Here is a 17,932-nt window from a genome sequence, read left to right as displayed (position 1 = left end):
GGTGAGGCTAATGGGTTCGCAATCCTTACACATGCTGGCGGTGGATTTCGGGGCAAGCAGCGGACGCGCCGTGACGGGTGCATTCAATGGCCGAACGCTGACCGTTAACGAGGTGCATCGTTTCAGTAACGAACCGGTTCGTCTCGGGGACCATTTCCACTGGGATTTTCTGCGGCTGTTCCATGAGCTGAAGCAGGGCATTCACGCTTCCCGGCGGATGGCGGGCGGTGCCCCGGTATCGGTGGCGGTGGACACCTGGGGCGTTGATTACGGCTTGGTGGATGCCAAGGGGAGACTGGCCGGCAACCCTTATCATTATCGGGACCTGCGGACAGAGCAGGTCATGCCGGAAGTGTTCTCGGCGATTTCGGAAAAAGAATTGTTCCGGATGACCGGCATCCGCTCCTCCTCGATCAATACGATTTATCAGCTGTATGCCGAGGAGAAGGTCCGCTCCGGCTATGGGGCGGACGGGTTAAAAATGCTGATGATGCCGGATCTGTTCCATTACTATTTGTCTGGCGTCATGGCCAATGAATATACGATTGCCAGCACGAGCGGACTGCTCGATCCGCGCAGCCGTACATGGCATAGCGGCATTCTGAACACGCTCTCCATTCCGGAATCGCTGTTCTCGGTGATCGTGATGCCGGGAACGATGCTGGGACAGCTGCGGCAGGACATCCGCGAGGAGCTGCAGGTGCCGGACATGGCGGTAATCGCCGCGGCGGGCCACGACACGGCGGCCGCGGTGGCGTCCGTTCCGGCGGGGGCTGCCCCGTATGCCTTCATCAGCTCCGGAACCTGGTCGCTGATGGGCATCGAGCTCGATCAGCCGGCGCTCAGCGATTACAGCCGGGACAGCCTCTTCAGCAATGAAGGGGGAGCGGGCGGCAAAATCCGGCTGCTCAAGAACATCATGGGGCTGTGGCTGCTGCAGGAGTGCCGTCGCACGTGGGCGCTGGAAGGCACGCCGCTCACGTACGACGAGCTGACCGAGCTGGCGCTGTCGGCGCCGGAGAACGGCAGCTATATCGACGCTGCCGACGCCGTCTTCCTGCCGCCGGGCGGCATGCCGCAGCGGATCCGCGAATACTGCCGGGACAGCGGGCAGAAGGTGCCGGAATCCCGCGCGGCCATCGTCCGCTGCATTGTCGAAAGTCTGGCGCTTCAATACCGCCAGACGCTGGACGAAATCGAGAAGCTCGCCGGAGAGCGGATGGAGCATATTCATATCGTCGGCGGCGGCATCCAGAACCGGCTGCTGTGCCAGCTGACGGCCAACGTTACCGGCCGTCCGGTGATTGCCGGGCCGGTGGAAGCCACGGCCATCGGCAATCTGATGATGCAGGCACTGGCGCACGGCGAAGTGAAGGACCTTGCCGAGATCCGGCAGGTCGTTCTTGAATCCTTTCCGCCGGAAACCTACCTGCCGGAGGATGCGGCGATGTGGGAGGAACGCTATCAGCAGTACGTGAAGCTTTTTAAACGTCAAGAGACGGTATAAGTGTGTGTTCAAAAAGGTCGGTTTTCAGCACCGAGAAGATTGGATGAAGCTAGGGACTGAGGAGCAGAGCGTACGTGTGGGTACGTGAGCACCGGAAGGCCCGGCTGAATTCAAGATTCGATGCCGAATCAGCTTCCCGATTTACTTCGTGATCAAAAGCGGACTTTTTGAACAACCTCTATAAAGGAGAGTGGAGAGAAATGACTGTGCAACTTGAACAGCAAGTCAGGGAAGAGTTGACCAAGTATGCCCGGAAAACCGTAGCCAAAGGGCTGGTAGTGGGGCCGGGCGGGAACATTAGCGCGAAAGCGGGTAACATCATGCTGCTGTCTCCGAGCGGGTTTGCACTCGAAGACATTGAGCCGGAGCAATGGATCCGGGTGGAGATCGACTCCGGCAACGTGCTGGATCAAGAGGTGCGGCCGTCATCAGAGGTTCTGATGCATCTGTTTGCCTACCGGGTCAATCCGGATATCCAGGCGATCGTGCATACCCATCCGGCCCACTGCATCGCGTTGACGCTGGTCTCGAAGGAGCTGCCGATGCTGTTCCCGGACCAGGCCGCACTTGTTGGCGACATCGCCTTTGTGCCCTACGTGCTGCCGACGACCGATCTGCTGGCCAATGCGGTCGCCGAGAAAGTCGGGGATCACAACTCGATTTTGCTCGAAAATCACGGACTCGTGACGACCGGGAAAAATCTGCGCGAAGCGTACTACCGGACCGAGGTGGTGGAGGAAAGCGCGAAGGTGTACCTCGCCGCCAAGGCGGTGGGCGAGCCGAAAGTGCTGACCGACGCCGAGTACAAAGAGATTCAGTCGCTCGAAAGCGAAGCCTACCGGGTGCAGCTCCTGCAGAAAATGAAGTGATAACCAGCTCTTGACATCGGTCTTGATCATCCTGTAAAGTATGGAAAAAACAAACCATGGTTTGTCAAATTTCCAAAGCGATAATCAAGAGTAACAGTTCATGAGGACCGGCGTGTTCCAGAGAAGAAACCCCTGGCTGAAAGGTTTCCGCACACGGACATGAGCTTCCCGTCTTGTAGCTGCCGTGATGAAAGAATCTGCAGGTTCGAGTACTCATGGCCGGGTGATCCCGTTATGTTGCCAATTAAGGACTGCCGTACTTGCGGCGGTTGAATACAGGGTGGTACCACGAACACATTCGTCCCTTCAGGACGGATGTGTTTTTTGTTGTTTGAGTTTGTGTTTGTCGCGAATATGTGCTGCATAAAAAGATACGAGGAGGCTGATCGGCGATGAGCCGTTATATTATCAAGCAAACGTCCCTGCTGATTCCAACGCTGCGCGAAGCTCCTGCCGAAGCGGAAGCGCGAAGCCACCAGCTGCTGCTCCGGGCGGGCTTTATCCGGCAGCTGGCTGCGGGAATTTACAGCTACCTGCCGCTTGGCTGGCGCGTGCTGCGCCGGATTCAGACAATCGTCCGCGAAGAAATGGACCAGGCCGGGTTCCAGGAGCTGCACCTGCCGGCGATGCAGCCGGCCGAGCTGTGGGAGCGCTCCGGACGGTACGGGGCCTACGGGGCGGAGCTGATCCGCCTGCAGGACAGGCATGAGCGCGAGTTTGTGCTCGGACCGACGCATGAGGAGGTCATCACGGCGCTTGCCGCGAGCGAGGTGAATACGTACCGCAAGCTCCCGCTTCGCCTGTACCAAATCCAGACGAAGTTCCGGGATGAGCGGCGTCCGCGCTTCGGATTGCTCCGGGGGCGCGAGTTCCTGATGAAGGATGCGTATTCGTTTGACCGCAGCTGGGAGGAGCTGGACCGGACCTATCAGGCGGTCCGGGATGCTTACCGCCGCATCTTCACCCGCTGCGGCCTGAATTTCAGCATGGTGGAAGCGGAGGCGGGAGCCATCGGCGGTGAAGGGGAAACGCACGAGTTCATGGCACCCGCGGAAATCGGTGAGGATACGATCGTCAGCTGCCTGGCCTGCGGGTATGCGGCCAATCTGGAGATGGCCGCTGCGGCTGCCGGAGAACGTGCGGCGGATGAAGCGGAACGCCAAGCTCCCGCCATCGAAAAAGTCGCCACGCCGAACACAAGGACGATCGAAGAAGTGAGCGCCTTCCTTGGGGTGCCTTCATCACATATTTTGAAGACGATGATTTATATGGCTGACGATAAGCCAGTCGCTGCCGTCGTACGGGGAGATCATGAAGTCAACGAGAATAAGCTTGCCGCAGCGATTGGGTGTGTGACGCTTGAACTCGCCGACCCGCAGGAGGTGCTGAAGGTGACGGGAGCGCCTCACGGTTATGCTGGACCTGTCGGCCTTGATATTCCTGTATATTTGGACTGCGATGCCGTGCTGCACGGCGGCGCGGTAGCCGGAGCGGGAGAGGAACATGCGCACGTGCGGAACGTCGTGCCGTTCCGGGATTTTCAGCCGGCGCATATCGGCGATTACCGCAGCGTGCAGGAGGGGGACCGCTGTCCGAACTGCGGGGAGACGCTGCATTTTGCCAAAGGCATCGAAGTAGGCCACGTCTTCAAGCTGGGCACCAAATACAGCAGCGTTCTCGATGCCGGATATACGGACGAAGCCGGCAGGGAGCAGACGATGATCATGGGCTGTTATGGCATCGGCGTTTCCCGCCTCCTTTCGGCAGTGGCCGAGCAATCGCCCGCGGAACAAGGGATGTGCTGGCCGCTCGGCATTGCCCCGTATTCTGTGCATCTGATTCCCGTCTCCGCCCAGGATCCGGATCAGGCGGCGGTTGTGGACCAGATTGCCAAGGAGTTTGCGCGGCAGGGCGTGGAATGCCTCGTCGATGACCGGGAGGAGCGGCCGGGTGTGAAGTTCAAGGATGCCGACTTGATCGGCCTGCCGCTTCGCATTGTCGTAGGCAAACGGGCCGGGGAAGGCGTCGTCGAGTGGACAGACCGCAGGGCCGGTGGACGGACTGAGGTAGCGTGGCAGGAGGCTGCGCGGCTGGCTGCTGAAATTTGTTCCGCGTCGTGGGAAACTCTATAATAGAAGGGATTGTGCCTGCACACGGGAATGAGATTCCCTGGGCAGACCAACGCAATGTAATGCTATGATGGAGGAAGCTATGACGATCAGACCCGCAAAACGAGAAGACGCGCATCATGCCGCCCGGCTGCTATACGATGCGCTGCACGATGTTGCGTATCAATTAACCGGAGAGGACAGCGAGGAGTCCGTGCTGGCCACGCTTGAAGCCTATTTTGCCGCCGAGGAAGGCCGCCTTGGCTACAAGCAGACGCTGGTAAAGGAACTGGATGAACGGCCAGTCGGCCTTGTGGTGGCATATGGAGGCGACCAGGCAGCGGAGCTGGACCGGCCCATCCTTGCGAGGCTGCGTACCATGAAGCAGAACCCGGATTTGCAGCTGGATAAGGAAGCGGACCTCGACGAATATTACATCGACACGCTTTCGGTCTCGCCGGAGTATGGCGGACGGGGGATCGGGACGTCCCTGATTCGGGCAGCCGAGGAACGGGCAAGTGCATACGGATACGCTAAAATCGCCATGGCGGTTGTCACGGATAACACGAAGGCCCATTCGCTGTACCTGAAGCTCGGATATCAGACCGATAAAAACATTATGATTAACGGCCATGTGTATTATCATATGGTTAAGCATTTGGGCTGAAGTCAGCCCGCGAAAAATGATCAGAAAAAGGACAGCCGGCGGGCTGTCCTTTGCTGCATTTATATACTGGCGGCGGTCATTTCTGGCGCATCAAGCCTTCGTTTCCCGGATCGGTTCAAAGATCGCCACCTGCCGCTTGCCGATTTTGAAATGCTGAAGCCGCTTATAACGGGCGTGCCCCAGCTTTTGGCTTTTGTCCGCGATCATCGCGACGACCGCACCTTCGCTGCTGAGCAGCGGATAGATATGCTCAAATAAAGCGGACACCGGGTCGGCGTCGCCGCTTTCCCAGCTAACGAGATCCCCGTAGGGAAGGTCGGTCAGCACGAGATGGATCGGCTGATCGACGTGATCCAGGTGATGCGGCTCCGTAATATTGTCCTGAAAAACGACGCTTGCGTCCAAAGTCAGGCCCGAGACTGCAGACTCAAGGCGGGCCAAGCTCTCCAGCGCTTCCTTATGCGAAGGTTTGCCGTAGTTTCCGTACAGCTCCCGCAGTTGGAGCTCCCGTTCGGTGAGCCCCTGCTTCGTCAGGAGCGCCAAATTTTTGCCCGCGACGGACAGGGCGTTCGGATCGACATCCGAGGCATACATCCGCCGGACCTTAGTTCCGTGAAGAAGACCGGTTATGGTCAGCAGGTAGGCTCCGCCGCAGCAGGGATCGTATAGGGTATAAGGGCCGGAAATTTCCCGATCCTCCAGGATGCCGAAGCAGCGCTGGACGATTTCGCTTCCGAGCCGCACCGGGAAGGAGGTCACGCCGGGGGCATTATAGAGTACCCTGCCGCTGGCGTAGTCCTCGTAGCTGTCCGCTTTTGTTTCATACAAGTATTCCATATCGTTTACCTTTCAGCCGTTGGTGTGTTTGCGTTTTTTAAGAAAGAAAGTATAGTAGTTTTTCATTCTATGTAACTGGTAACATTGTAGCACGGGAAGGGTCTCCGCCCAAATGCCGCACAAAAGAAACGCGAAAAAGCCTCACGAAGGACTCAAGATCGTCCGGCAAATCGCAAGCCTTCCTTCTAAGTTCTTCGCTATTCCGCCGCCTGCTCGAGGCCCGGCCATTCTTCCGCCGTCACGGCAAGCAGGACATGATCCTCCCACACGCCGTTGATTTGCAAATACCGCTCCGCAAGGCCTTCCCGGCGGAAGCCTGCTTTTTCCAGAACGCGCAGCGACCGCAGGTTCCGCGGCATGACGCCGGCCTGCACCCGGTGCAGCCCGAGGCTTCGAAACGCATGATCCACGCTCATGCGGACGGCCGCGGTCATATAACCTTTTCCGTTCTGATCTTGGGCCATAAAGTAGCCGATGTTGGCGTTTTGAAATACGCCCCGCGCAAATGCCGTCAAGGCAACCCGGCCGATCAGCCGATCCGATTCCTTTAAAAAGATGCCCAATACACAAGCCTGATCCAGCTCAGCGCCCGTGATGCCATTCCACACGTCCTTGACCTGTCCTTCCAGCGTCCAGAACGACTCGGGACGAATCGGTTCGAAGGGCTGAAGAAAGTCGCGGTTATTTCGGCGCAGCGTAAAAAGCGCCTCTGCATCCTCTTCCACCAGCTCTCTTAAATAAATGGCCTCATGCTGATCCAGCAGCATTATAATCCCTCCTTAAATATAATATCGGTCGATGGCATTCCAACTATATTTCCGGCCGCTTCATATCGGCAATCTGGATGCCTGCTTACAGTAATATAAGTCTAATTTCCAGGCCTGTCCATGGCAAATGCTGTCGTATCTTCCCGTTTTCATTCCACTTTACTGTGACAGTTTTTATACCATATCTACCAATATTTAGCGATCAAATCGTCCGCATCTTTTTGATAGGATAAGAGTAAGCATTCTATGAAAGAAAATCTATTCTATGAAAAGTGAGGCACCCTCCCTTGATTAAACCGCAAAAGTTAGTAACCTTATTTGCAGCATTCATGCTGGCCGCAAGTACTGGACCGGTATATGCCGCATCCGGCAGCTCGAGTCTGCCTTTTCATGACATTTCGGGGAGCTTCGCCCGGGATGAAATCGTCGACCTCGTTCACGAGGGCGTTGTTGAAGGGACGGGAGGGGGAGCGTTTGAACCGCGCAAAACGGTGACGCGTGCCGAGTTTACCGCCATGACGGACCGATTGCTTAAATTGAAGGAAGTGGACGGGGACATCCCGGCTTTTCGTGATGTTCCGCGCACATCCTGGTATTACGGCTGGGTACAGGCCGGACTGAACCTTGGCATTGTTCAGGGGAAAAGCGACAGCACCTTTGAGCCGAAGGCGAATATTACCCGGGAGGAAGCCGCAGTCCTGGTCGTTCGCGCGCTGAAAAAGGAACCGGCAGCGGTCAGCGCAGGGCAGCTGCCGTATCAGGATGCCGCGAGCATTTCCGCATGGGCGCGCCCTTATGTCAAAGCCGCGGCTTCACTAGACCTGATGGAAGGAGCGGACGGAAAATTCCGCCCCAAAGCTAACATGACCCGCGAAGAAACGGCGGCCGTGCTTGACCGCGTGCTGCAAATTTCGTCATGGGATCAGGCGATCCATTCCACGCCGGCGTCCTCTCTGCAGGTCGGATGGCAGAACGGATTGACCATCTCCCAGTTTATCGCCAAGGTGAAGGCATCCAACGTCAACACGATCGTACCCCGCTGGTTTTTCTTGGAGGAGGGGACCGGCTCCTTGTCCAACCACGTAGACGCCAGCCTGCTGAACTGGGCGAAGCAGAATCATAAAAAAGTGTGGGCGCTCCTCGGGAATCATTCGGATCCCGAGCTGACGGACGATATTTTGACCGATCCTGCGAAAAAAAGCAGCGTGATCAAACAGCTGACCGCTTATGTCAAATCGTACGGTCTGAACGGCATCAACGTCGATTTTGAAAATGTCAGCCCTCAGGACCGTGAAGCACTGACGGCGTTCGTGACGGAGCTGGACCAAAGTCTGCGTACCGTGGGCGGCGTCGTATCGATCGACGTGTCGCCGGACCTCGGAACCGACTGGACGGAAGCCTTCGATTACAAGGCGCTGGGACAGGCCGCGGATTATATCATTCTGATGGGTTACGATGAGCATTGGGGCGGCGACCCGATCGCCGGGTCCGTTTCTTCTTACCCTTGGGTAGAAAGCGCGCTGGATAAGCTTCTTCGCTCCGTACCATCGTCCAAGACGATCCTGGCCCTGCCATTCTATACCCGGGACTGGACGCTGAAAGAAGGAGGAGCCACTTCGGAAGAATTGAACCTGGCACAGCAGGGCGTCCGAACACGTTCTGTGGCCTATAACCGCACCTGGGACGACAACCTGGGGCAGTACGTTTTCAAATATCAAAAACAGGGATATACCCATAAAATATGGATTGAGGACAGCCGGTCCATCACGAAAAAATATGTTATGGCAGCCGACCGGGGAGTAGCCGGTTACGCTTTCTGGTATATGGGAGCGGAGACGCCTGACGTATGGACGGCGATGTCCAATGCGGAAAGGTATGCTTCCTACTAATCATGACCAGTAAGATTAGTGGAGTCTGATCTTTAAATAGATCAGGCTCTATTTTTATATTAAAGTTCAATAAAATTAGAATGTAATGTTCTATAGTTATTGAATATCTTAAACTGATCGATTAGAATAAAAACATATTAGTCCAGATTTTGGAATTCACCGGTATCGATACTATGGAATTTGGGAAGGAGAATGGGGATGAACTTGCTGGATCTTTCCTTTAAAAGAACGAGCTATGAGGCCAAAGTGTTGTCCTCCATCTGGTATGAGTGCGCGCTGGGAGCAGCCGTGCTGACCTATCCGAAGCTTCACGGGTCGCTAGACAAGCCCGGCGAATATTATGCCCAGCTGCGCCAAAGAGCCAGCAGCCGGCTCGAAGCCGAGCTTCAGTTCTGCCAGGAGCATAACACCTGGAAAATGCTGCTCCAGCTGCTGCATTCCTTGAACTGCGAGACGATTGAAAGCTTTGCAATGGAGGCTCATGCTCTAAGCAGGGAGGAGTTCCGCTTTCTTGTGCTCCCTTACCTGGAGACAGCTTTGGAGCCAGCCCGCAGACGGGCGGCGGAAGGAGACGCGGCTGGTGCGGAAGAGATGATGGATGCCTGCCGTGGACACCGTTTTTTTCCACAATTGATTCATGATGTGATGACGACGGATGCCGATACGCTAAGGGACCATCTGATTGCTCTGCTGCAGCTGTGGGACGCGGAGTTTATGGAACGCGAGCGGGAGATAACGGCGGCCGTGCTGAAGCGGGATGCGGAGGAGAAGGAGGCCTGGCTTCGGACGCTTTCACCTGAGGAGGCTGTCCTGAGGGCAACCGGTGTGGAGTATGCCCCCGAGCCGGGGGTTCAGCAGGTGCTGCTCATTCCTCATATCATTTATAGGCCGTTTACGGTGGAGGCTTCGCTGCCGCAAACGAAGGTATTCTATTATCCTGTCAGCGAGACCAGCCTGCCGGGGCTCCGGGATCCTTACGAGCCGCCGTCCAGGCTGGTGCAGATCTACAAGGCGCTGGGAGATGACAAAAGGCTCCGCGCCTTGAAGCTGATCGCCGGGAAGGACCGGACGCTGAAGGAGCTGACCGACGCCCTGGGGCTGGGGAAAACGACGGTGCATCATCATCTGGCCGTTCTGCGCGCAGCCGGGCTCATCCGGGTGAAGGGCGGCAGCTATGCCTGGAATCCGCAGTCACTTCACCATCATGAACGGGAGCTGAACGAATTTTTGACTGGCAGCCATGATCAATAGGCAGAACCCGGAACAAGCGGAGGGTGATTACGCACAGCTGAGGCGGTGGCCGCAAAATTTCGCATGGCTGTATGCGGACCAGCTGCTGTCCATGTTCGCCGGCACCTGCGGTACGTTTATCCTCTCCTGGCTGCTGTATGAGGTGACAGGCTCCACAGTGGCGATGGGAGGGCTGTGGCTGATCAGCTTCGCTTCCCAATGGGGCGTTCAGCTGCTTGCCGGTCCCCTGATCGACCGGTGGAAAAGAACGGTGGTCATGAAGCTGTCGGAAGCCGTCCGGGCTGCGGTTTATCTTGCCGCGGGCCTGATGTGGATAGCCGGGGAAAGACAGTCATATATATTGTATACGGCGTCTTGGATCAGCTCGTTTGTCATGTACGACCTTGCTTCCGGTGCCCTGCTTCCGAAGCTGGTAAGGCATGAGGAAGAATTGACCCGCAAAAATGCATGGATGTCGGGAAGCGTGCAGCTGATGCGGACCTTAGCCTTCCCGCTGGCGGGTCTTGGCGTACAGGTCCTTGAACCGGGAACGCTCCTTCTGATCCTGTCTTTGCTGTTTGCCGGCTCTTTCCTGTGCATCTGCTGCATTCGGGAGGGGCCACCTGCCTACGCTGCTTTTCCTGAACAAGGCCGGTCAGGCGCGGGAGCGGCTTGGTTCGGTCAGGTCCGGGCCGGATGGAAGGTATTTTCGGGCAACCGCCTGCTGGTTGCGCTCGCTTTGTTCGTCTCCGTTACCAGCTTTGGCGTAGCGGCTACGCAGGCGATGTATATCCCGTACGTCTCGGAGGTGCTTGGCGGTGGCGCGGCGGAATATGGCTGGTTTACGGCCGCATTTCCCTGCGGGTATGTGCTGGGCAGCTGGGCAGCCGGCAGAATAAGGGGAACCTCTCCGATGCTTGGCACCATGCTCACCGCTCTCCTGACCGGCGGGGCGACTTACGTCGGGCTGTCGCTCGTTCGCAGCCTGCCTGCTGCCTTGGTGATCGAGCTGGCTGCGGGGATCGCGATGCCGTTCTGGAATGTCTTCAGCAGTAATGCTTTCTACAGGCTGGTCCCTGAGCAGGTCCTTGGGCAGGTTTTATCGATGCGGCTGCTGCTCGTCAAATCTGCCGGACCGCTTGGTATCCTCTACGGCACTTTTTGCGCTGCGGCGTACGGAATTCCCCGGCTGTTCCTGACGGTCGGACTGCTCATTATGGCTGTGACGGGAATCGGTGTGGTCTGGACGATGATTTTCAGACATAATCCGGCAGGTGAATTGAGAAAATATCCATAGGAAAACAACCGTTTTACATACCACATGAAGGAAAAGAGGTTGACTATGGAGAAAGGTACCGATCAAGAGCTGTCTTACGGATCAGACTATCATTATATTCCCGCCACCTCGGCGGCCAGCGGTGAGGGCGTGGAGGTTCGCCCGGACGTATACAGCTACACGGTGCAAATCGTAAATATTGTGCTGGCCGGTGCCCCGCAGGCTGGATCGTTCGTATTGATCGATGCAGGTATGCCGGGTTCGGCGGATGACATCATCCGGACAGTGGAAGAGCGCTTCGGGTCTGGCCGCCGTCCGGAAGCGATTATATTGACCCATGCCCATTTTGACCACGTGGGCGCACTGATCGATTTAGTGAAGCACTGGGAAGTCCCGGTATATGCCCATAAGCTGGAGATGCCATACCTGACGGGACAGGAAAGCTATCCGAAGCCCGACCCGACCGTGGAAGGCGGAGTGCTCGCGAAGCTGTCCTTTGCGTTTCCGAATGAGCCGGTCAACGTGGGCACATGGGTCAAGCCGCTGCCGGATAACGGAAGCGTACCGGGCATGCCGGAATACAGGTGGATTCCTACGCCGGGACATTCGCCCGGGCATGTATCCCTGTTCCGGGAAAAGGACCGGACTTTGATTGCGGGGGACGCCTTTACGACCGTCCGCCAGGATGAGCTCTACAAAGTGCTGACCCAGAAGGTGGAAATTAGCGGACCGCCGCGGTATTTTACGCCGGATTGGTTTGCGGCCTGGCAGTCGGTCAAACGGTTGGAGGCTCTGCACCCGGATGCAGCTGTGACCGGGCACGGAGAGCCCGTAACCGGCGAGGAGCTGGCGGCGGGATTGAAGAGACTGGCGGAACAATTCGACAGCCTGGCCATTCCGGATCACGGGACCTACGTGAAACGGTACGAACATTAATCGCAGCTTAGAACGATCAGCCGTACAACGGGGGCCATACTCCTGGAATACGGCTTTTTTTATCAAAATACAACGTTTGTAGAAAGGAAGTGAACCGCACTCTTGTCCGTAAAATCGGTGAAATGGTATGCCGTGCTTGTGCTGCTGTGCGTACTCCTCGTGTATCTCGTCGACCTCACGACCTTCCGGTACCATGGAAGGGGGATATCCGGCAACGGCAATCCCGGACTGCTGTTTTTGTTTCCGGCCTGGACGGCCGCGCTGATGTTGATGATCGCGACCTTTATTATGGCTGTCAAATATTTTGACGACCTCAGCGACCATATCGTAAAGAAGGCTTACCGGATCTGGTTACCCCTTTTTTCCCTGCTCGCTCTTCTCCTGTCCGTTTATTTCCAATACCGCAAAATCATGCAGTGGGTGGATACTTACCGCCATATGACGGAGAAGGCCGGCTCGCCGCTTTTCCTAGGAGCACTAAATCCGTATAATAATTCACTCTATTACAATGCCCATATTTTGTTATTCTGTGTATCAGCGGCCATGCTATGCGGATGGTGGGTCGTATCCAGACGTCCGTACTAAACTTTCGGCATGACGGGGCGGATGAGGCGTGCTACAATAACATGTTGTAGCGCACCCTATGTCAGTTGAAAGGAACATTCATGAGAAAAACATCCGCACCCCTACCTACATTTATTCCATTACTGATCGGCATTACGGCGATATCGTTCTCTTCCATCTTCGTAAAATGGTCGTCCGCGCCTGCGTCGGTGCAGGGCATGTACCGTCTGTTGTTTACCGCGATTTTGATGCTTCCCTTCCTCAAGCCCCATTGGAAGGAATTACGGGCACTATCCATAAAAAATTGGCTGCTCCTCGGGACGTCCGGCTTTTTCCTCGCGCTTCACTTCCTGCTCTGGATGGGATCGCTCAAGCTGACAAGCGTCTCCAGCTCAACGATTATATTAGCGCTGGAGCCGGTTTTTATCGTCATCGGGGCGTTCTTCTTTTATAAGGAAAAAACGTCGGCTGCAGCCATTTCGGGCATGGTGGTCGCCATTGCCGGAGCCGTTCTGATCGGACTCGGCGATATCGGCGTATCCCGTGACAATCTGCTTGGCGATCTGCTGTCCGTCCTTGGCACGCTCGCGGTGTCCGTGCACATGCTGATCGGGCAAAAAATGGTCGCCCGCGTGCCATCCTTTGTGTACAGCTTTGTCGTGTTTCTTTCGGCCGCGGTCGTGTTTGCCGTATATAACGCGGCGGTCGGGGTGTCTTTTACGGCATACCCGGGACGGGACTGGGGAATATTTCTGCTGCTGGCCGTCGTCCCGACGGTATTTGGCCATCTGCTGTTTAACTGGCTGCTGCAGTACGTGCCCGCATCGACGATTTCGATGAGCATCCTGGGAGAACCGGTTGGCGCGAGCCTGCTCGCGTTCCTGATCCTTGGTGAAGCGATCACGCTGTTTCAGCTGGCGGGGGGACTGCTGGCGATTGCCGGCCTGATCGTATTTCTGAACGCCGGGAAGTTCAAAAGCCGGCCGAAAAGTGATATTCCCGTCGAGCCGGCCCATCCGGCGCCATGATTTGACCAACTACGAAGCGGCTCCGACCTATGGTCGGAGCCGCTTTTTTTTGCGATGAAACCCTTTATACAGAAAATTTAATAGTAATTATTACGATTTACTTGCCAGCTTGGATGTTTTATGGTTTAATCGTTAAAGCGTAATAATTACGATTAATAATCCATATAATGTACCGATTTGAATATTTGCCATCCTATTCCCCGAAAAAATCGGACTGAATGGATGATACGCGAGATTATAAGCAAGCCACAGGAACGGCAGTCGCTTTGAAACTCCATAAGCTGCAGAAAGGGCAAAAATTTTTTGTCTGGAATTAATCGTAATATTTACGAATAAATCCGAGAGGGAATGATTCATCCCTTGACGATGAGGAGGGTGAAAACGGGATGAATATCGCAGCAATGAACAACGTTGTATACGGTTATGATGGGGTCCCCGTCATACATAACGTCTCGCTTCGGATTGAATCCGGCGAGTTTATCGCGGTCAGCGGGCCGAATGGTGCAGCCAAGTCGACGCTGCTGAGACTGCTGCTCGGCTTGGTAAAGCCGTGGAGCGGCGAGGTCAGCTACGCCCCGGATTTTAACCGGAAGGCCATCGGGTATTTGCCGCAGCAGGCAGCCTCGTTCAACAGCGGATTTCCGAGCAAGGTGATCGAGCTGGTCCGTTCCGGCTGCTACCCGAAGCTTGGATTGTTCCGCCGCTTCGGCGCCGAGCAGCATGCGCTCGTGGAATGGAGCCTCCGGCGGGCGGGAATGTGGGAATACCGCACCAGAAAAATCGGCGGGTTATCCGGCGGCCAGAAGCAGAAGGCATGCATCGCCCGCGTCATGGCCCAGCAGCCCGATCTGGTTGTCCTGGACGAGCCGGTAACTGGCATGGATGCAGGCAGCAGGCTGCAATTTTACCAATGGATGAGGGACTATGTATCCGCGGATGCCAGACGCACGGTGCTCATGGTGACGCATGGACTGGATGAAGCCCGTCCCTATTTAGACCGGGTCATCCGGTTGGAAGGAAAGGAGGAGGACTGCCAATGCTTCACTTCGAATTCATGCAGCGCGCCTTTTGGGCAGGAGGTCTTATTGCATTAATCGCCCCGATCCTCGGCGTGTTTCTCGTCCTGCGGCGGCAGTCGCTGATGGCGGACACCCTGTCGCATGTATCTATGGCGGGCGTGGCGCTTGGGAGCGTCCTGCATATGAGCCCTGTACTGGCGGGATTCCTGTTCGCGGTGATCGGCGGGATTGCGATTGAACAGCTCAGGAGGTCCTACCGCGCATACAGCGAGGTTCCTGTTGCGATCATTATGACGTCCGGGCTGGCGCTGGCGATGGTGCTGATGAGCATGAAGAGCAGCCTGAGCAAAAGCTTCAGCAGCTACCTGTTCGGCTCCATCGTGGCCGTGAATCCGCTGCAGCTGATGATCATCGCCGCGGTGACAGCGGGTGGACTGATCTTCTTCGCCGTCCTTCGGCGCCACCTCTATACGCTGACATTCGATGAGGAGACGGCTGCCGTGGGCGGCGTACAGGTCAAGCTGCTGACGTTCGCATTCGCGGTCATGTCGGGACTGATCGTGGCTGCGGCGATGCCGATTGTCGGCGTCCTGCTGGTTTCGGCACTGATCGTGCTGCCTTCCGCATTTGCGCTGCGCTTTGCCGGCGGCTTTCTGCAGGCGTGCATCCTGGCGGTTTGTGCCGGTCTGACCGGCGTGTTCGGCGGCCTGACGGCTTCCTATTACACGGATACTCCGCCAGGCGGCACGATTGCGCTGACGCTGCTGCTGATCCTTCTTGCGGGCATTGCCGTCCAGAAGGTCGGCCAGCGCCGCAGACAGCGCCACTTGGGAGAAGCGGTCAGGGCCGTCCCGTCCGCATCCAGGCAGGTAATGAGCACATCATATCAAGAAGAGGAGACAAACGTATCATGAATAAAAGAACACCCTTTCTATCTGCACTTATCGTAAGTTCGATGATCCTGGTCCTGGCCGGATGCGGATCGGCAGCGAAGAATGATAGCGCTGAGCCGGCTGCGGCGACCGTGGCCGGCAAGGACAAACTCAAAATCGAAACGAGCTTCTACCCGATGTATGAATTTACCCGCCAGGTTGCCGGCGATTTGGCGGATGTGCATCTGCTCGTTCCTGCAGGCACCGAGCCCCACGACTGGGAACCGACGCCGAAGGATATGGCCGCGATCGAGCAGGCGGACATATTGGTCTATAACGGAGCCGGGTTGGAAAGCTGGGTGGATCAGGTGGTCTCCGGCTCGGACAGCAAGGGGATGACGGCGGTAGAAGCGAGCAAGGGCTTGGAGCTGATCCCGGGAACGGAAGAAGAAGACCACGATCATGACCATGACCATGACGCTGCAGATGGAGACGCGCATGCGGCTGAAGCGGAAACCGGACACGAAGAGGAGCATGCCCATGAGCATGAACACGAGCACGATCACGGCGCTTTCGATCCCCATGTTTGGCTGTCGCCGAAGCTTGCCATCGGAGAAGTCCGCACAATCGAAGCAGCGCTGTCCGCGAAGGCGCCGGAGCACAAGGCACAGTTTGAAAAAAATGCCGCTGCCTACATAGCCAAGCTGCAGCAGCTGGACGAGCAGTACACGAAAGAGCTGTCGGGCACAAAGCGAAAAGATTTTGTTACGCAGCATGCAGCTTTCGAATACCTGGCCCACACGTATGGACTGACGCAGGTACCGATTGCCGGTCTCTCTCCCGAACAGGAACCGTCGGCGCAGGCGATGGCGGAGGTCGTGAAGTTCGCCAAGGCTCATCAGGTGAAGACGATTTTCTTCGAGACGCTGGTATCCTCCAGTGTAGCGGATACGATCGCCAAAGAGGTCGGGGCGAAGTCGGCCGTGCTGAATCCGATCGAGGGGCTGACCGCAGAAGACGAAGCCAATAACCTCGACTATCTCCAGATTATGCAGGCAAACTTAACGGCGCTGGTGAAGGCGCTGAATGAATAATCCCATGACAGGAGGACTTGCTCTTATGAACCAATCATCCGTCATTCCGGTCACCGTCTTGAGCGGTTATCTCGGATCTGGCAAAACGACGGTTTTAAACCATGTGCTGAACAACCGCGAAGGCGTCAAGGTCGCCGTCATCGTGAACGATATGAGCGAAATTAACGTAGACGCGCGGCTCGTCCAATCTGAGACTTCCTTGTCGCGCACGGACGAGAAGCTGGTCGAAATGTCCAACGGCTGCATCTGCTGCACGCTGCGGGACGACCTGCTGCAGGAAGTCCGCAAGCTGGCGGAGGAGCGGAGATTTGACTACATTCTGATCGAATCGACAGGCATCTCCGAGCCGATCCCCGTTGCGCAAACGTTTCATTACCAGGACGAGGCCTCAGGGATCGATTTGACGAAATACGCCCGGCTGGACTGCATGGTTACCGTAGTCGATGCGTACCGTTTCTGGCATGATTTCGCCTCAGGGGAAACGCTGCTCGACCGGAAGGAAGGCGCCGGGGAGGAGGATGACCGCGATGTGGCCGATCTGCTCATCGATCAGATCGAAACCTGCGACGTGCTGCTCCTCAACAAATGCGATCTGGTGGAAGAAGAGGCGTTAAACCAGCTGGAGGGATTGATCCGGAAGCTGCAGCCCTCAGCCAAAATCGTCCGGACCGTGAACGGGGAGGTCGCACCGGGTGAAATCATGTATACAGGCCTGTTCGATTTTGATGCGGCGAGCCAGTCTTCCGGCTGGATTCAGGAGCTGCAGCGCGAACATCATACGCCCGAAACGGAGGAATACGGCATCGGCTCCTTCGTGTACCGCCGGCGGGTCCCGTTTCATCCGGAGCGGCTTGCCGCGCTGCTGTCGGACTGGCCGGAGGAGATCGTCCGCGCCAAGGGATTGGTCTGGCTGGCTGTCCGCGGCGATATGGCGGCGAGCATCAGCCAGGCGGGACCGTCGATCCAATTTGGCCCGGCAGGCTATTGGGTCGCTTCGCTTCCGGAGGCGGAGCAGCGGGAATGGCTGGCACAGGAGCCGGATCTCCGGCGCAGATGGGACGAAACCTGGGGTGACCGGATGAACGAGATTGTGCTGATCGGGATCGACATGGACCGGGAAGGCATCACCCGCCGCCTCGATGAGTGCCTGCTGACCAGCGGAGAGATGGAAATGAACTGGGCTGAGTTTCGAAATCCGCTGCCTTGGATCGAAATCCAGTAACATAGGTACTTACGTACAGAGCTTGGCCGTCCGAAAAAGGGTTCATT

At 56.7% G+C, this 17,932-nt stretch carries 16 protein-coding genes; 14 read left to right on the top strand and 2 right to left on the bottom strand.

The genetic code is table 11. The annotated features are described in order from the left end of the window. Positions 1-10: 10 nt before the first annotated feature. From K2F33_RS27825 to K2F33_RS27810, 4 genes are all read left to right on the top strand, one after another. The gene (locus K2F33_RS27825; RefSeq protein WP_263880178.1) at positions 11-1,507 is read left to right on the top strand and encodes a rhamnulokinase; all 1,497 of its coding nucleotides are present in this window, start codon (positions 11-13) and stop codon (positions 1,505-1,507) included. A 200-nt stretch (positions 1,508-1,707) separates the two neighbouring features. Beyond that, on the top strand, positions 1,708-2,376 hold the full coding sequence (locus K2F33_RS27820; protein ID WP_076167690.1) for a class II aldolase/adducin family protein: 669 nt from the start codon (positions 1,708-1,710) through the stop codon (positions 2,374-2,376). A 407-nt stretch (positions 2,377-2,783) separates the two neighbouring features. Continuing rightward, positions 2,784-4,508 (top strand): proline--tRNA ligase, encoded by a 1,725-nt coding sequence (locus tag K2F33_RS27815; RefSeq protein ID WP_263882468.1) that lies wholly within the window; start codon positions 2,784-2,786, stop codon positions 4,506-4,508. 79 nt (positions 4,509-4,587) lie between these two features. Continuing rightward, complete coding sequence (locus K2F33_RS27810; RefSeq protein ID WP_263880177.1) at positions 4,588-5,151, top strand: GNAT family N-acetyltransferase; 564 nt, start codon at positions 4,588-4,590, stop codon at positions 5,149-5,151. A gap of 90 nt (positions 5,152-5,241) precedes the next feature. On the opposite strand, the gene K2F33_RS27805 is transcribed toward K2F33_RS27810, so the two are convergent. Both K2F33_RS27805 and K2F33_RS27800 read right to left on the bottom strand, forming a co-directional pair. Beyond that, a complete protein-coding gene (locus K2F33_RS27805; protein ID WP_263880176.1) occupies positions 5,242-5,988 on the bottom strand; it encodes a hypothetical protein in 747 nt (248 codons plus the stop codon). 197 nt (positions 5,989-6,185) lie between these two features. Then, on the bottom strand, positions 6,186-6,755 hold the full coding sequence (locus K2F33_RS27800; protein ID WP_163872903.1) for a GNAT family N-acetyltransferase: 570 nt from the start codon (positions 6,753-6,755) through the stop codon (positions 6,186-6,188). Between the two features lie 287 nt (positions 6,756-7,042). On the opposite strand from K2F33_RS27800, the gene K2F33_RS27795 reads away from it, so the two are divergent. From K2F33_RS27795 to K2F33_RS27750, 10 genes are all read left to right on the top strand, one after another. Beyond that, the gene (locus tag K2F33_RS27795) at positions 7,043-8,644 is read left to right on the top strand and encodes an S-layer homology domain-containing protein (RefSeq protein ID WP_263880175.1); all 1,602 of its coding nucleotides are present in this window, start codon (positions 7,043-7,045) and stop codon (positions 8,642-8,644) included. Positions 8,645-8,842: 198 nt separating this feature from the next. Beyond that, positions 8,843-9,895, top strand: a complete 1,053-nt coding sequence (locus K2F33_RS27790) for an ArsR/SmtB family transcription factor (RefSeq protein ID WP_263880174.1) — start codon at positions 8,843-8,845, stop codon at positions 9,893-9,895. Beyond that, positions 9,885-11,171 (top strand): MFS transporter, encoded by a 1,287-nt coding sequence (locus tag K2F33_RS27785; protein WP_263880173.1) that lies wholly within the window; start codon positions 9,885-9,887, stop codon positions 11,169-11,171. Before K2F33_RS27790 ends, K2F33_RS27785 begins: the two co-directional genes overlap by 11 nt. Before the next feature lie 45 nt (positions 11,172-11,216). Beyond that, entirely contained in the window at positions 11,217-12,086 is an 870-nt protein-coding gene (locus K2F33_RS27780; protein WP_263880172.1) for an MBL fold metallo-hydrolase, read from the top strand. A 102-nt stretch (positions 12,087-12,188) separates the two neighbouring features. Next, positions 12,189-12,671, top strand: coding sequence for a hypothetical protein (locus K2F33_RS27775; RefSeq protein ID WP_263880171.1), 483 nt, complete (start codon positions 12,189-12,191; stop codon positions 12,669-12,671). An 80-nt stretch (positions 12,672-12,751) separates the two neighbouring features. After that, positions 12,752-13,678, top strand: coding sequence for a DMT family transporter (locus K2F33_RS27770; protein ID WP_263880170.1), 927 nt, complete (start codon positions 12,752-12,754; stop codon positions 13,676-13,678). Positions 13,679-14,064: 386 nt separating this feature from the next. Then, the gene (locus tag K2F33_RS27765; RefSeq protein ID WP_076169492.1) at positions 14,065-14,772 is read left to right on the top strand and encodes a metal ABC transporter ATP-binding protein; all 708 of its coding nucleotides are present in this window, start codon (positions 14,065-14,067) and stop codon (positions 14,770-14,772) included. After that, on the top strand, positions 14,709-15,611 hold the full coding sequence (locus K2F33_RS27760) for a metal ABC transporter permease (protein ID WP_076167668.1): 903 nt from the start codon (positions 14,709-14,711) through the stop codon (positions 15,609-15,611). Before K2F33_RS27765 ends, K2F33_RS27760 begins: the two co-directional genes overlap by 64 nt. After that, positions 15,608-16,663, top strand: a complete 1,056-nt coding sequence (locus K2F33_RS27755) for a metal ABC transporter solute-binding protein, Zn/Mn family (protein ID WP_263880169.1) — start codon at positions 15,608-15,610, stop codon at positions 16,661-16,663. The genes K2F33_RS27760 and K2F33_RS27755 overlap by 4 nt, the downstream gene beginning before the upstream one ends. Before the next feature lie 25 nt (positions 16,664-16,688). Continuing rightward, complete coding sequence (locus tag K2F33_RS27750; protein ID WP_263880168.1) at positions 16,689-17,885, top strand: GTP-binding protein; 1,197 nt, start codon at positions 16,689-16,691, stop codon at positions 17,883-17,885. Positions 17,886-17,932: the final 47 nt, after the last annotated feature.

The organism is Paenibacillus sp. PSB04 (assembly GCF_025809195.1).
Lineage (GTDB): Bacteria > Bacillota > Bacilli > Paenibacillales > Paenibacillaceae > Paenibacillus_AQ > Paenibacillus_AQ favisporus.
The sequence above is the reverse complement of the archived record's forward strand: the minus strand, read 5'-3'. Positions and strand labels throughout refer to the sequence as shown.

Bases quoted from the DNA above. Each gene is read 5' to 3' on its own strand.
- K2F33_RS27825 (WP_263880178.1), top strand. From the start codon at position 11: ATGGGTTCGCAATCCTTACACATGCTGGCGGTGGATTTCGGGGCAAGC.
- K2F33_RS27820 (WP_076167690.1), top strand. From the start codon at position 1,708: ATGACTGTGCAACTTGAACAGCAAGTCAGGGAAGAGTTGACCAAGTAT.
- K2F33_RS27810 (WP_263880177.1), top strand. From the start codon at position 4,588: ATGACGATCAGACCCGCAAAACGAGAAGACGCGCATCATGCCGCCCGG.
- K2F33_RS27805 (WP_263880176.1), bottom strand. From the start codon at position 5,988: ATGGAATACTTGTATGAAACAAAAGCGGACAGCTACGAGGACTACGCC.
- K2F33_RS27800 (WP_163872903.1), bottom strand. From the start codon at position 6,755: ATGCTGCTGGATCAGCATGAGGCCATTTATTTAAGAGAGCTGGTGGAA.
- K2F33_RS27790 (WP_263880174.1), top strand. From the start codon at position 8,843: ATGAACTTGCTGGATCTTTCCTTTAAAAGAACGAGCTATGAGGCCAAA.
- K2F33_RS27785 (WP_263880173.1), top strand. From the start codon at position 9,885: ATGATCAATAGGCAGAACCCGGAACAAGCGGAGGGTGATTACGCACAG.
- K2F33_RS27780 (WP_263880172.1), top strand. From the start codon at position 11,217: ATGGAGAAAGGTACCGATCAAGAGCTGTCTTACGGATCAGACTATCAT.
- K2F33_RS27770 (WP_263880170.1), top strand. From the start codon at position 12,752: ATGAGAAAAACATCCGCACCCCTACCTACATTTATTCCATTACTGATC.
- K2F33_RS27765 (WP_076169492.1), top strand. From the start codon at position 14,065: ATGAATATCGCAGCAATGAACAACGTTGTATACGGTTATGATGGGGTC.
- K2F33_RS27755 (WP_263880169.1), top strand. From the start codon at position 15,608: ATGAATAAAAGAACACCCTTTCTATCTGCACTTATCGTAAGTTCGATG.
- K2F33_RS27750 (WP_263880168.1), top strand. From the start codon at position 16,689: ATGAACCAATCATCCGTCATTCCGGTCACCGTCTTGAGCGGTTATCTC.